The 14,685-nt window shown below is 56.0% G+C and carries 12 protein-coding genes and 1 pseudogene; all 13 read left to right on the top strand.

What is annotated here, in order from left to right; translation table 11 throughout:
- Positions 1–141 precede the first annotated feature (141 nt).
- The 13 genes and pseudogenes from AC2FI7_RS07545 to AC2FI7_RS07485 all read left to right on the top strand — a co-directional run bounded on the left by AC2FI7_RS07545 (position 142) and on the right by AC2FI7_RS07485 (position 14,654).
- On the top strand, positions 142–1,176 hold the full coding sequence (locus AC2FI7_RS07545; RefSeq protein WP_029622126.1) for a LacI family transcriptional regulator: 1,035 nt from the start codon (positions 142–144) through the stop codon (positions 1,174–1,176).
- A gap of 24 nt (positions 1,177–1,200) precedes the next feature.
- Positions 1,201–2,256, top strand: a complete 1,056-nt coding sequence (locus AC2FI7_RS07540) for a sugar phosphate isomerase/epimerase family protein (protein ID WP_496815658.1) — start codon at positions 1,201–1,203, stop codon at positions 2,254–2,256.
- Positions 2,253–3,362: a Gfo/Idh/MocA family protein gene (locus AC2FI7_RS07535; protein ID WP_010442685.1), complete on the top strand. Its 1,110-nt coding sequence runs from the start codon at positions 2,253–2,255 to the stop codon at positions 3,360–3,362. Before AC2FI7_RS07540 ends, AC2FI7_RS07535 begins: the two co-directional genes overlap by 4 nt.
- Positions 3,337–5,145, top strand: coding sequence for an IlvD/Edd family dehydratase (locus AC2FI7_RS07530; RefSeq protein WP_010442684.1), 1,809 nt, complete (start codon positions 3,337–3,339; stop codon positions 5,143–5,145). Before AC2FI7_RS07535 ends, AC2FI7_RS07530 begins: the two co-directional genes overlap by 26 nt.
- A 33-nt stretch (positions 5,146–5,178) precedes the next feature.
- Complete coding sequence (locus AC2FI7_RS07525) at positions 5,179–6,099, top strand: sugar kinase (RefSeq protein WP_010442683.1); 921 nt, start codon at positions 5,179–5,181, stop codon at positions 6,097–6,099.
- A gap of 176 nt (positions 6,100–6,275) precedes the next feature.
- Positions 6,276–6,920 (top strand): annotated as a pseudogene (locus tag AC2FI7_RS07520) (IS6 family transposase).
- A 64-nt stretch (positions 6,921–6,984) separates the two neighbouring features.
- The gene (locus AC2FI7_RS07515) at positions 6,985–7,368 is read left to right on the top strand and encodes a cupin domain-containing protein (RefSeq protein ID WP_010442680.1); all 384 of its coding nucleotides are present in this window, start codon (positions 6,985–6,987) and stop codon (positions 7,366–7,368) included.
- 127 nt (positions 7,369–7,495) lie between these two features.
- A complete protein-coding gene (locus AC2FI7_RS07510) occupies positions 7,496–7,966 on the top strand; it encodes a VOC family protein (RefSeq protein WP_010442679.1) in 471 nt (156 codons plus the stop codon).
- Positions 7,963–8,313 (top strand): hypothetical protein, encoded by a 351-nt coding sequence (locus AC2FI7_RS07505; protein WP_010442678.1) that lies wholly within the window; start codon positions 7,963–7,965, stop codon positions 8,311–8,313. Before AC2FI7_RS07510 ends, AC2FI7_RS07505 begins: the two co-directional genes overlap by 4 nt.
- Positions 8,314–8,443: 130 nt before the next feature.
- Entirely contained in the window at positions 8,444–9,412 is a 969-nt protein-coding gene (locus AC2FI7_RS07500) for a carbon-nitrogen hydrolase family protein (RefSeq protein WP_010442676.1), read from the top strand.
- A 42-nt stretch (positions 9,413–9,454) separates the two neighbouring features.
- Entirely contained in the window at positions 9,455–12,187 is a 2,733-nt protein-coding gene (locus AC2FI7_RS07495) for an aminotransferase class I/II-fold pyridoxal phosphate-dependent enzyme (RefSeq protein WP_010442675.1), read from the top strand.
- A gap of 17 nt (positions 12,188–12,204) precedes the next feature.
- Entirely contained in the window at positions 12,205–13,653 is a 1,449-nt protein-coding gene (locus tag AC2FI7_RS07490) for a biotin carboxylase (RefSeq protein ID WP_010442674.1), read from the top strand.
- 8 nt (positions 13,654–13,661) lie between these two features.
- Positions 13,662–14,654: a C45 family autoproteolytic acyltransferase/hydrolase gene (locus AC2FI7_RS07485; RefSeq protein WP_010442673.1), complete on the top strand. Its 993-nt coding sequence runs from the start codon at positions 13,662–13,664 to the stop codon at positions 14,652–14,654.
- Positions 14,655–14,685: the final 31 nt, after the last annotated feature.

Genomic DNA, 14,685 nt, shown 5'->3' with positions numbered 1-14,685 from the left:
TTTCCTCCCAACTAAATCGTTGTAGATTTTTCTATAACGTTTTAGATTGAGCTTGCAACAGTTTTCTTTCTGGATAGATTTGACGCCATCAGATATCGCCCTGCAGTTCTGATCGGCCTCAGTAAAGCGAAGGTAAAAACGATGAAAAACAAAAGCCCTGCGCCCAGATCAAGCTCTCGGAAGCCGACCCTCAAGACCATTTCGGAAGTGAGTGGAATGGCTGTTCCCACCGTTTCGCGTGCATTGGCGGATGCGCCTGATATCAGCGAATCAACCAAGAAAAAGATTCGTCAAATCGCCAAGGAACTTGGTTATGTCCCGAACCGCGCTGGCGTTGGTCTGAGGACCGGACGCACCAATGTGATCTCACTGGTGATGTCGACTGAACGCGAAATGATGAATGTCACTGCGCGCCTGTTATCGTCGATCGGGGTGTCCCTTCGTGAGACCCCTTATCATCTGAACGTGATTCCGATCCTGCCCGATGATGATCCAATGGAGTCGGTGCGATATATCGTTGAAAATCAGACAGCCGATGGCATTATCTTCAATCAGGTCCGGATCGAGGACCCGCGCGCAAGATACCTTATGGACCGCAAGTTTCCCTTTGCCACCCATGGGCGCACCAAGTGGGCAGGGCAACATGCTTATTACGATTTCGACAATTTCACCTATGCGCGGCTGGGGGTTGATGAACTTGTACGCAAGGGGCGTCGAAACCTTGTGTTGGTCGCCCCTCCGCTTGACCAGAACTATGCATTGGAGATGGTGAACGGGGCAAAGGTGGCTGCTGAAAAGCAGGGTGTGAATCTGCATGTTGCACAACAGGTGCACAGCGATGCCACCACATTCGAAACCCGTGAATGGGCGACGCGAAAGATGGCTGCAGACCCCAAGATAGACGGATTCATATGCGCCTCGACCAACGCGACCATGGCGGTTGTGGCTGGAATGGAAAGCCTGGATTTCCGGGTTGGGCGCGATTTCGACATCGTGTCGAAAGAGGCCATTCCAATGCTGCAATTTGTGCGCCCCGAGATCATTGTGGTGCACGAGAACGTGGATACGACCGGAGCATTTCTGGCCAAGGCCACAATTCAGGCGATCCAGAACCCCGATATTTCACCCATGCAATGTCTGGAAGTGCCCGACCGTAGCGCCCTTCACAGCCTTTGACGTTCGAACATCAAGGAGACCGACTTGAGCACTCAGATCAAAGGGCCAGCTCTGTTTCTGGCGCAATTCGCGGCGGATGACGCGCCATTCAACTCACTTGCTGAAATCGCAGCCTGGGCCGCCGGGCTTGGATACAAAGGGGTTCAGATACCGACCTTTGAGGCGCGTCTTTTTGATTTGGACAAGGCAGCGGACAGCCAGACCTATTGCGATGAAGTCAAAGGCATTTGCGCGGATGCCGGGGTCGAGATCACCGAACTGTCGACCCATCTGCAAGGCCAATTGGTCGCGGTAAACCCGGCCTATGACGCAGCCTTTGATGCCTTCGCACCGGAAGACTGTCGCGGTAACCCGGCCAAGCGTCAGGCATGGGCGGTGGACCAGATGAAAAAAGCTGCGATTGCGAGCGAGCGGCTCGGCCTCAATCATACTGTCAGCTTTACCGGCTCTTTGGCTTTTCCGTTTCTATACCCGTGGCCACAGCGGCCCGACGGGCTGATCGAGGAAGCCTTTGCCGAGCTTGGCCGCCGGTGGACCCCGATCCTGAACCACTATTCTGATCACGGGCAGGACATAGGATTCGAAATCCATCCGGGCGAGGATGTGTTTGACGGCGCAACGTTTGAGATGTTTGTCGATGCCTGCGGTGGACACGAGGCGGCGATGATCAACTATGATCCGAGCCATTTCCTGTTGCAGCAGTTGGATTATCTGGCGTTCATCGATCTCTACCATGACCGCATCAACGCATTTCATGTTAAAGACGCCGAGTTCAATCCGGACGGGCGGCAAGGTGTGTATTCTGGCTATCAGGGATGGGTAAACCGCGCCGGCCGGTTCCGATCGCTTGGCGACGGCCAGGTGGATTTCGCCGGGATCTTCTCGAAACTGACCCAATACGGCTATGACGGCTGGGCGGTTCTGGAATGGGAATGCTGCATTAAATCCCCCAAACAGGGCGCGGCCGAGGGCGCGCCGTTTATTAAGAAACACCTGATCGAGGTCACACAGAAAGCCTTTGACGACTTCGCCGGTGGCGAGCGGGATGAGGCAATGATCAAGGGGATGCTGGGGCTATGACACGTTTGAAACTGGGCATGGTTGGCGGCGGGCAGGGGGCTTTTATCGGCGCGGTGCACCGTATTGCGTCCCGTATTGACGGTCGGTTTGAACTTGTTGCTGGGGCTCTGTCCTCGGACCCGGATCGGGCGGCGGCCAGTGCCGCTGAACTTGGGATCGCATCGAGCCGGTCTTATGCCTCTTACGAGGATATGGCAACGGCCGAGGCTGCCCGCCCGGATGGGATTGATGCGGTTGCCATCGTGACCCCCAACCACATGCATGCTGGTCCCAGCGCTGCGTTTCTGAATGCGGGTATCCACGTGATTTGCGACAAACCTCTTGCTGCCAGCAACGAGGAAGCTGATGCGATTAAGGCTGCGGCCGAAACCAGCAAGGCCCGGTTCTTTCTGACCCACAACTACACTGGTTACCCGCTGATCCGGCAGGCCCGCGCCATGGTTGCGCGCAGTGATTTGGGGCAAATCAGGTTGGTACAGGCGGAATATGCGCAAGACTGGTTGACCGAACCGCTGGAACAGGACGGTCACAAGCAGGCCGGTTGGCGCACCGATCCGACCCGATCCGGGGCTGGAGCAATTGGTGACATCGGTACTCATGCGTTCAATCTGGCCAATTTTGTTACCGGACAAAAGGTTCAGGTGCTGTCTGCGGATCTGCAAAGCTTTGGCGCTGGCCGAAAGGTGGACGACAATGCACATATCCTGCTGCGATACGAAGGCGGCGCGCGGGGAATGCTTTGGGCCAGTCAGGTGGCGGTGGGCTGCGAAAACGGTCTGCGCCTGCGCATCTATGGCGACAAAGGTGGGCTCGAATGGGCACAGGAGAACCCCAACCATATGAGCTACACGCGCTTTGGCGAACCGAAACAGATCCTGACCCGGGGTGGGGCCGGAACGGGCCCGGATTGGACCCGCATCCCGCCAGGACATCCTGAAGGGTATTTGGAAGGTTTTGCAACGCTCTACAATGACATCGCCGATGTGATTTCCTCGGGCACCGATAATGCGCTGATCCCGAATTTGCAGGACGGTCTGGACGGGATGTGGTTTATAGCGGCGGCCCAATCTTCGTCCGCCAATGACGGCGCATGGGTGGGGCGGTGACATGACCAAGCTTCGCTCGCGTGAGTGGTTCAACAATCCCGATGATCCCGAGATGACGGCTCTTTATCTGGAGCGATACCTGAATTACGGGCTGACACTGGAAGAATTGAGGTCCGACAAACCGATCATCGCGATCGCCCAGACCGGCAGCGACCTTTCACCCTGCAACCGTCATCATCTTGAGCTCGCGCAGCGCACGCGCGAGGCCATTCGAACCGCTGGCGGTATTGCGCTGGAAGTTCCGGTGCATCCGATTCAGGAGACCGGAAAACGCCCAACCGCCATGCTGGACCGGAACTTGGCATATCTGGGACTAGTGGAAACACTGTTTGGCTATCCTATTGATGGGGTTGTGCTAACCATTGGATGCGACAAGACAACGCCTGCGCTGTTAATGGCTGCGGCGACCGTAAATGTTCCTGCGATCGCGCTGTCAGTCGGGCCAATGCTGAATGGGTGGTACAAGGGTGAACGGGCCGGGTCGGGAAGTGTTATCTGGCAGGCGCGGCAACAACTGGCGGCAGGTGAAATCGACGCAGAAGAGTTTCTTGTGCTTGCCGCCTCATCCGCCCCTTCGGTTGGCTATTGCAATACAATGGGAACTGCATCCACCATGAACTCGCTCGCCGAGGTGCTGGGTATGCAACTTCCGGGTTGTGCCGCCATACCCGCGCCGTATCGGGAACGTGGGCAAATGGCCTACTACACTGGTTTGCGCATTGTCGAAATGGTGCGAGAGGATTTGCGTCCGAGCAAGATCATGACCCGCGAAGCGTTCGAGAATGCCATCGTCATCAACTCTGCGCTGGGGGGGTCGACCAACGCGCCGATTCACCTGAATGCAATTGCCCGTCATCTGTGTATCGAGTTGACCAATGAGGATTGGGAAAGGCTGGGTCACGCCATTCCGCTATTGGCCAATATTCAGCCCTCAGGCCAGTATCTGGGTGAGGACTTTTTCCGCGCTGGTGGTGTGCCCGCTGTTGTCGCTGAGCTAATGCGCGCAGGATTGCTGCCGAATCCGGATGCGATCTGCGCCAACGGTAAGACGCTCGCCCAAAACAACTCAGGGATTGAGGCCGCAGACGCCGATGTCATTCGCTCAGTGGAAAACCCTCTTTTGCAGGATGCCGGTTTTCTCAATCTGAAGGGCAATCTGTTTGACAGCGCCATTATGAAAACCTCGGTCATCGGTGATGCCTTTCGCCGGCGCTATCTCTGCGATCCAAACGATCCGAATGCGTTTGAAGGGCGCGCCGTCGTATTTGACGGGCCAGAGGTATTTCACGAAACCATCGACGATCCGAACCTTGAAATCGATGAAAATTGCATTCTGGTGATGCGGGGTGCAGGGCCTATTGGATATCCGGGCGGTGCTGAAGTGGTAAACATGCGACCGCCGTCCTACCTCATCAAACAAGGTATTCACTCCCTTCCCTGTATCGGGGATGGACGGCAATCGGGAACATCCGGTTCCGCTTCAATCCTGAACGCTTCACCCGAGGCAGCCGATGGCGGTGGTCTCGCAATATTGCAGACCGGAGATCGGGTGCGGGTAGATCTGAACAATCGGGCGGTCAATGTATTGATCGCCGATGAAGAACTGGCTGACCGACGAAGGACGCTGGAAAACGCGGGAGGCTTCAAGGCCCCAGCAAGCCAAACCCCATGGCAGCAAATGTTCCGAGACTCTGTTCAACCCTTTTCGGAAGGCATGGTGCTGAGGCAGGCACCTAAATTTCAGGACATCGAACGAAAGTTCGCCCTCAGACACAATCACTGATGCAAAGCAATGTTCCGGTAAGGAGTACGGCCAATGAAATCTTTGAAAGTCGCCTGCATCGGTGAAGTCATGATGGAACTGGTTGCCACTACCATTCCCGGTACAGCCAGAATCGGAGTTGCGGGTGACGTGCTAAACACAGCGATCTATTTACGCCGCACCTTGCCTGCCAAACACAGTGTCAGTCTTGTCAGTCTGCTGGGAAGCGACCACTTCTCTGACGAAATCTCTCGATTTGTTCAGGCGGAGGGAATTGGCATCAACGATTTGGGAAGGATTGAAGGTCGATTGCCCGGTGTCTATACTATCGCAACAGATCCATCCGGAGAGCGCAGTTTCCAATACTGGCGCCATCAATCCGTCGCGCGTCTGCTCTTTCAGCAGAATGAACGTCATCCATTTCAGTCCCTCGAAAAATATGACGTTGTCTACGCCTCGGCAATCACACTTGCGATTCTAGATGAGAAAATCCGTCACGCCTTTCTAAATTGGTTGCCAACTTATCGCTCAATGGGTGGAAAGTTTGTTTTCGACAGCAACTATCGCCGGTCATTGTGGCCATCAAAGAGCGTTGCTTTGACCGCGGTCGAAGCTGCTTGGCGACAATGTGACATTGCTTTGCCCTCGTTGGATGATGAGTTGACCCTGTTTGACGAGATTTCAGAACATCAGGTTGTCAAACGCTTCCAGACATATGGTATCGAAAATGGGGCTCTGAAACGTGGTCATCGAGGTCCGCTATGCTTGAAAGGCCCGCAACCAGATAAGCAGTTCCAAGCGGTGGACAAAGTGGTCGACACAACTGCGGCGGGAGATGGTTTTAATGGTGGTTTTCTGGGCCGTTTTCTGCAGACCGGAGATACTAGCGTAGCCATGAAGTACGGGCATTCACTCGCGTCGCAGATCGTGATGCATTCGGGGGCGATTATTCCAAAAGAATCTCAACCGGCTTGAGTTCTCGCCCAGAGGTCAAAAAGGCTGTGTCCCTGCAGAACATCAATTGACGGCAAGGTATTGTCAGAAGAACTTGGCTTGAGGCGGGCAGGGGTCTTGCGTAGCTTTTGCCCATAACCAATCTTGCCTCTTTTAAGTACTTCGAAACCAGCCCCGAGATCATCCGCCTTGCGGTGATGTTGTACATCCGGTTCCCGCTCTCGCTTCGGAATGTCGAAGATCTGTTGCACGAGCGAGGCATCGACGTGAGTCACGAAACTGTCCGGTATTGGTGGAACAGGTTTGGCCCAGTGTTTGCTTCTGAGATCCGAAGAAAGCGTGTTCAGCACTTGAGAGCATTTTCCAAATGGAAGTGGCACGTGGACGAGGTTTTCGTGAAGGTGAACGGCAAGCGTCTTTATCTTTAGCGGGCCGTCGATCACGAAGGCGAGGTGCTGGAAGCCGTTGTCACCAAACACCGAAACAAGCAGGCCGCATTGAAATTCCTCAAGAAATTGATGAAGCCACACGGCAAAGCGGAAACCGTCGTCACGGATCGCTTCGCCTCATAGGGAGCCGCGCTCAGAGAGCTGGGCGCTACCGAAAAACAAAGGACGGGTAGGTGGCTCAACAACCGCGTCGAGAACTCGCACCTGCCGTTTCGACGACGCGAACGCGCCATGCAACGTTTCAGGCGCATGCGAAGTTTGCAGAAATTCGCTTCCGTCCATTCCTCCGTATACAACCACTTCGACCAGGAAAGATCGCTAGCAAGCCGAGACACCTTCAAGCTGACCCGCGCCGCCGCTCTCGCCGAGTGGCGCGGTCTTTGTGCCGAATAAAGGGCAGCTCTACTGGCCTAGCAGAGACTGGTTCAAATTCGTCTGACAGCACCTCCCGATCAGCATGTCGGACTTTTTCTCGTTCGAGATCGAAAGTGAGCAGACAGTGTTCTACGCTGCTGAAGAACTGACCAAGATCGGCAGGGGCGGGCTGTCGCTGCGGCAGGTGGGATCGAACCTGCATGCGCGCGCGATGATGATCTTGCAGGAGACCTATGATTTTGGCGCCGACACAGGGCGGGCGATGTATGGCCATGAGTTGGAAGAGGCCGGCGTCGTGATCTCGGGCGGGGTCGAGGTGACGGTGGGCGATCAACGCAAGGTTCTGGGGCCGGCTATGCCTATTACTTCAACAGTCGCACGCCGCACCGGTTCCGGCAGGTCGGCCCCGAAGTCTGCCGGATCATCAGCGCCAGCACACCGCCAACTTTCTGAGCATTTGGAGTGAAAAATCAGCACTATGCATCATAGTGTTGCAGGCCTCGCCGGAATGAGCCACAGTATGGTGCATAGTGCGGGAAATTCCTGCATGTCACTTAGGGCGACCGTCGCCCAATTCGGAGAGGACCGGAATAATGAAGAAGCCTGCCACTCTGCCCCGTGGCTATCGTACCTGCACCGCGTCGCTTGCTGTTGTTGACGTACCCGCAGCGCTGCAGTTCTACGAAAGCGCCTTTGGTGCGAAGGTTCAGTCCTGTGACGTGGAAGAGGCTCCGAGATTTGCCACCATCAAGATTGGCAATTCGATGCTGTTTGTCACCGCCGGTTGGGGTGCGCATGGTCCCGCCGTTTCGGGCACGGTCACACCGGTTGGACATCACATGTATCTCGAAGACACTGACGCGACCCTCGCGACAGCGCTGGAAAATGGCGCCCGCCTGATTGCCGAGGCGACCGATACCTATTGGGGTGAACGCTGCTCTACAATCGCCGATCCCTTCGGCCATGTCTGGACGCTTGCGACCCGTATCGAAAACCTCAAACCGGCGGAGATTAGTGAACGGCGTAAGGCGTTGCTCGACGCCGTACAGACCGAGGCTGCATGAGCGTCGCCCCGTTCCCGACTTTCACGATCCGTCAAAACGATCTGGCGATTCTTGCTGCTGAAAACCGCATCGGAGATTACCCTGTCGCTGTGCGCACAGCGCGCGAGGTGGTCAGCGGCGGCTTTGCCAACCACTCGACGCATCCCAACACCTGGACGGTGTATTTTCTGGTCGATAGCCAATGGGCGTTGGTCGAATCCACCCGCGGTCTTCGGCGGGAATGGTCCAGCCTGGACCGCCTTGAAAAATGGCTGCGCAGTTGTGGCTTTCGGTTCTTCTGGGTCCGCAACGATATCGATTTTGTGGAAACACTGACAGAGGATGCAGCCGAGGAAGAGGCTCTATGACGCCGGAATCTTCCAAAACAATTGGCCTGAGGACAGCAGGCTTGCGTGAATACACGATTTTGTGTTCCGATGAAGAGCGCCGGATCATAGCGGCGGTCGCAATCGGCGAGAAAATGAGAAGAAACGAAATATGACCCCCTTTGCGATAACCGGAATCCAGATGCATGTCGGCGCGCTGCAGTCGAATGTCGACGCTATGTTGCATCGGATCGACATCATGATGGCTCGGTTCCCCTGGACCCAGATGGCCTTGTTCAGCGAGCTGGCGCCTCATGGTCCGCTTGACCGGTTTGCCCAACCCTTTCCCAATGACGACCTGTCGCGCTTTCAGGACGCGGCGCGGCGTTACGGGATCTGGCTGATCCCTGGCTCGATGTTCGAGAAACGCGAGGATGGGCGAATCTATAACACTTCCGTGGTGATCAACCCGGATGGTGAGATCGTTTCGAAATACTCCAAGATGTTCCCGTTCAAGCCTTATGAACAAAACATCGCCTCAGGCACCGAGTTCTGCATATTCGACGTGCCGGAAGTGGGCCGGTTTGGCCTGTCGATCTGCTATGATATCTGGTTCCCCGAAACAACACGGCACCTGACTTCTCAGGGGGTTGAGGTTCTTTTGCATCCGGTCCTGACTGGCACAACCGACCGCGAGGCCGAGCTATCGATTGCCAAGGCAACCGCGGCGCAATTCCAATGCTATGTGTTTGACGTGAACGGTTTGGCCGCTGGGGGCGTAGGCCGCTCGCTGGTCGTTGATCCTTCGGCCACTGTGCTGCACCAATCGGCAGGGCAAGAGGACATCTTCCCCATCGAGATCGATCTGGATCAGGTCCGTCGTCAACGCGAAGTTGGACTGAAAGGTCTGGGGCAGGTTCTCAAGAGTTTCCGTGACCGCGAGGCGGACTTTCCGGTTTATGACCGTACCAGCGGGGCGGATGCTTATCTGCATACGCTGGGCCCACTGCGTATTCCGCAAAAAGGCGACGTTGCGGGTGTCGCTGCATCCGACCCCAGAACGGCGCTGGGATATAAAGAAGACGCCGCAACCAAGCCCGACAATCTGTATCTCTACAAAGGGCGCTCCGGCACAGACTGATACCAGCCCAACTTTTCGGTATCGGCAGAAAGGAAAAACTTCATGCACGGCATTTCCGATAGCGAAAAGCTCCACACTATCTCGGACTACTACAGCGCCTCACAGCTGAGAGCAGACCGATGGAGCGCGCTGCGGGAAACGGCCGAATCTCTGGATCAAAGTGCAAGTGACAAGGATCGAGACCGCGCGCGGCAATTGTTGCAGGCGCTGGCCCCGATCGAGGTGTATTTCGCTTTTCCAGGCGGGTCGGCCTTCGACTACCTGCGTCGGTTGTTGGATCATGGCAACTTTGGCGATTTCTCAACCGCCGTGCGCCGGGTGTCGCGTGCGCTTACATCGGGGGCGTATCGTCGCCGCTCGATCCCCCTGATCGCGGATGAAACCGAAGGCGATGAGTTCGAGGACGAAGCGGCCCAAAGCCACGAGGCGCGCGCGCTGGGGCGGCCCTATTTCGAAGTGATGATCGTCGACAACGTCAACGAACATCAGGAACGCTTCCTGCAAACCAGCTTGCAACGGATGCGCCGCAGCGAAGACCAGTTCATATATGAAACCGTTGTGGTTCCTAGTGTCGAGGACGCGTTGATCGGGGTTCTGTTCAATCAGAACGTTCAGGCTGTGATCGTCCGCCCGGGCCTGAGCCTGAAATCCAAGAACGAAACCAATGTTTTGGGCCGCTATATCAGCCTCTATGGCGAGGGCGCCGATCTTGATGCGCTGTCGCCCTCGGAATACGGACCAGAAACCTGCCGCCGGATCGGTATGCTTCGTCCCGAGTTGGATGCCTATTTGATCACTGACCGCTCGGCGGAAGATATCGCCGGTCTTGATCTGGGCCTGTGCCGGCGGGTGTTCTACAATCAGGAAGACTTTCTGGAACTGCACCTGAACATCCTGCGGGGGGTGCAACGAAGGTACAAGACGCCCTTCTTCACAGCGCTCAAGGAATACTCCAAACAGCCCACAGGCGTGTTTCACGCAATGCCGATCAGCCGGGGTAAATCCATCAGCCGCAGCCATTGGATTCAAGACATGGGGGCTTTCTACGGATCGAACATCTTCATGGCTGAAACTTCTGCCACCTCGGGCGGGCTGGATTCGCTGCTGGAACCCAAAGGACCGATAAAGGAGGCGCAAGAAGCCGCCGCTCGCGCGTTTGGCTCTAAACAGACCTTCTTTGCCACCAACGGAACATCGACCTGCAACAAGATCGTGGTGCAGGCGCTGGTCCGGCCCGGTGACATCGTGCTGGTCGACCGTGACTGCCATAAATCACACCATTACGGTATGGTGCTGGCGGGGGCGAGCGTGGTCTACATGGACAGCTACCCGCTGCACGACTACTCGATGTACGGCGCGGTGCCGATCCGTGAAATCAAACATAAACTGCTGGCCTTGCGTGCCGAGGGCAAGCTGGATCGCGTGCGCATGGTGCTGCTGACCAACTGCACCTTTGACGGCATCGTCTATAACGTTCAGCGGGTGATGCAGGAATGTCTGGCGATCAAGAAAGACCTCGTGTTCCTGTGGGATGAAGCGTGGTTCGCCTATGCAAGATTTGCGCCCAACTCACGTGTACGAACCGCAATGCGGTCGGCCAATATTCTGCGCGAACAATTCCGTTCGACAAAACAAGCGGAGGCTTATGAGGCGCAACAGGCGACTCTCGAAGGCGCTGACGATGAGGTATGGCTGAACACACGCCTGATTGCGCCCCCCGATGCGCGGGTCCGGGTTTATGCGACGCAATCAACGCATAAGACGCTGACATCCTTGCGGCAGGGCTCAATGATCCACGTCAATGACCAGCAGTTCAAAGGTGCTGTCGAAGAAGCCTTTCATGAGGCTTATATGACCCACACCTCAACCTCACCCAACTACCAGATCATTGCATCGCTGGACGTGGGCCGCAGGCAGGTTGAGATCGAAGGGTATGAGTTCGTCCAGCGGCAGGTCGAAAGCGCCATGGCAATCCGCCGGGCGGTGACGACGCATCCATTGCTCAAGAAATACTTCCGGCTGGTCACCGCAGGCGACATGATCCCCGAGCAATATCGCGAAAGCGGCATGACCAGCTATTTCGACCCGGATCAGGGCTGGGCCGATGTCTGGGATTGCTGGGCAAAGGATGAGTTCGTTCTGGATGCCACGCGTATCACGCTCCATGTGGGCGCGACCGGCTGGGATGGCGATACCTTCAAGACCAAGATCCTGATGGACAAATACGGCATCCAGATCAACAAAACCTCGCGCAACACCGTGCTGTTCATGACCAATATTGGTACCACGCGCAGTTCGGTCGCCTATCTGATCGAGGTGCTGGTCGAGATCGCCAAGGAACTCGACGATCTGATGGACGATGCGTCCAAGATGGAAAAACGGGCCTTTGAGAAGCGCGTCAGGAACCTGAGCGAACACGTCCCGCCGCTGCCCGATTTCAGCCGGTTCCACGATGCGTTCCGCTGTGAAAAAGGCACTGAGGCAGGCGACATCCGCACAGCGTTTTTCTTGTCTTATGACGAAGACAACTGCGACTATGTCGAGCCCGACAAAGACATGCTGGACCGGCTTGAAACAGGGGAAGAGATGGTCTCGGCCACATTTGTGATCCCTTATCCGCCGGGCTTTCCCATTCTTGTGCCGGGGCAGGTGATCAGTCCTGAAATCCTTAAATTCATGCAGGAACTGGACGTCTCGGAAATCCATGGATTCCGCGCCGATCTGGGCCTGCGCATATTTACCGAAGACGCTTTGAAAACAATTAAGAAATCATAAGGGACTGGGAGGACCATATGCCAAAGAAGGTGCTGAAAAACATCTCGGAAATCCGCCGGTATTTTCATACCAACAAGGACCCGATCTATTTCGTGTCAGCGACCAATTTCAACCTGTTGGGGCTGGATGAGTGGGTGATGAACTTCACCTATATATGCTACATGGATTGCTTTGACGGGCGACATCCGAACGTGTTCGTACCTTCTGAAATGCCGCATGACGAATTCCAGTCCATCGAGGACATCAACAACTATCTGCTACAGCACAAAGAAGTCATTGATCTGGTCAAACGGCGCGGCGGCAAGCCCAAGTTCGTCTTCCTGATGTTCGATGAAACCACCGAAAAGCTGGTCAAGGAACTGGGCGGTCAGCTTTGGTTCCCCAAAGCCAAGCTGCGCACCAAATGCGACAACAAGATCGAAACCGTCCGCATCGGCAACAAGGCGGGCGTGCCTTCGGTGCCCAACACGCTGAGCGTGGTTAAAAGTTACGATCACCTTAAAAAGATCTGCGACAAGGCCGGCTTGGGGAACGATCTGGTGCTGCAGTCTGCCTTTGGCGACAGCGGCCACACGACGTTTTTCATCAAGTCAGAGGCCGATTTCAATAAACACAAAGACGAGATCATCGGCGAAGGCGAAATCAAGATCATGAAACGGATCGATTGTCGTGGTGCGGCGATCGAGGCCTGCGCGACGTCCGAAGGCACCATCGTCGGCCCGCTGATGACCGAGCTTGTGGGCTTCAAGGAACTCACCCCCTATCGCGGAGGCTGGTGCGGGAATGAGATTTTCTCGACCGCCTTCCCACCCAAGGCCCGCGAACAGGCGCGGCAGTTGACCTTCCAGTTCGGAGAAGAACTGCGCAAATCCGGCTATCGTGGCTATTTCGAACTCGACTTCCTGATCGACAAGAAAACCGATGAACTTTGGCTGGGTGAGCTGAACCCGCGCATCACCGGCGCCAGCTCGATGACCAACCACGCGGCCTTTGCACATGCCGATGCGCCGCTGTTCCTGTTCCACCTGCTGGAGTTTTCGAAGAAACCGTTCGAACTGGATGTCGAGGAACTGAATGCCCGCTGGGCTGACCCGGACATGATCGACAGTTGGTCACAGATGGTGATCAAACATACCGATGACAGTGTCGACCGCATCACGCAGGCCCCGCAATCGGGGATCTACAAGATGCTGGAAGACGGGCGTGTGGTGTTTGACCGGTTCGACTATCACCGCCGTGCCGTGGGCGAGAATGAGGCGTTTTTCCTGCGTATCTCGAATGTTGGAGATTACCGCTATGAAGGGGCTGATCTGGGCATCCTGGTGACGCGCGGGCGGTCGATGACCAAAGGTTTCAAACTGACTGACAAGTCGAAAAAGTGGATCCATGGGATCACTTCGGCTTATACGGCTGAACCTCTGCCCGCCGCGCAACCGATGGAAGACCCCGCGTTCAAAATCATGTAGAAAGTCCTATGACGCTTGTTTTTCGTTCTATCGACGAGGCGCAGCCCGGTCCCAAGCTGGCCGGGCTGTTTGCCGAATACTGGCCCGCTTACCGCAAATGGTGGGCGCAAGAGGGGTATTCGGCCCGCCCCACTTATCGCGAATGTCTGCGCGCGCTGGAACAGCATATGCCCGAGATCATGCCGCTGTATGAAGAGGTGGTTGAACTGGTCGGCGGCAGCGACAGCCAAGCGCGGTTTCTCAGTTTTTACTGCCCGCCGAAATACCTATCGGGGTGCAGCCAGGCGGTCTGGCGCGGCAAGACACCTATTCTGGTGCGAAACTATGATTACCACCCCAAGACCTTCGATGCCGCCTTGCTTAGAACCCGCTGGGGTGAGCGTGGCGTGATCGGGATGAGTGATGGCGTACTTGGCCTGCTCGACGGGATAAACGATGCCGGTCTGACGGTGTCGCTGACATTTGGCGGACGGCGCGAGGTGGGTGAGGGGTTCGGCGTTCCACTGATCCTGCGCTATGTTCTGCAAACCTGCGAAACAACCGCTGAAGCGGTTGAATGCCTAAGTCGTATTCCCTGCCACATGAGCTATAACGTCACCGTTTTGGACGCAAAGTACAATCATGGCACGGTGTTTCTGGCCCCCGACCGGCATCCGCAAATCTCTGACGTGCCGGTGGCGACCAACCACCAGGGCCAGGTGGAATGGTCGAAACATGCACGCTTTACCGCTACGCTCGAGCGGGAACGGTTCCTGTTGAACCGTCTCAACCAGCACCCCGAAAGCGAAAAGCGGTTTATCGACGCTTTCCTGCGTCCGCCTCTCTATTCCACGGCATTCAGCTCGGGGTTCGGGACGCTCTATACTGCTGTCTACCGACCAGCAACAAAGCAATTGCAACTGGTATGGCCAGGGACGAGCTGGGATCTGTCGTTTAGTAACTTCAGCGAAGGAAAGGTCAGCCTGAAGTTGCCGAAGGCGGAGGCTGAGGTCACATACTAGCCCGGGTCTTGTCAGAAGAACTTTGTTTGAG

The organism is Ruegeria sp. YTSA064, assembly GCF_059610325.1.
The sequence above is the reverse complement of the archived record's forward strand: the minus strand, read 5'-3'. Positions and strand labels throughout refer to the sequence as shown.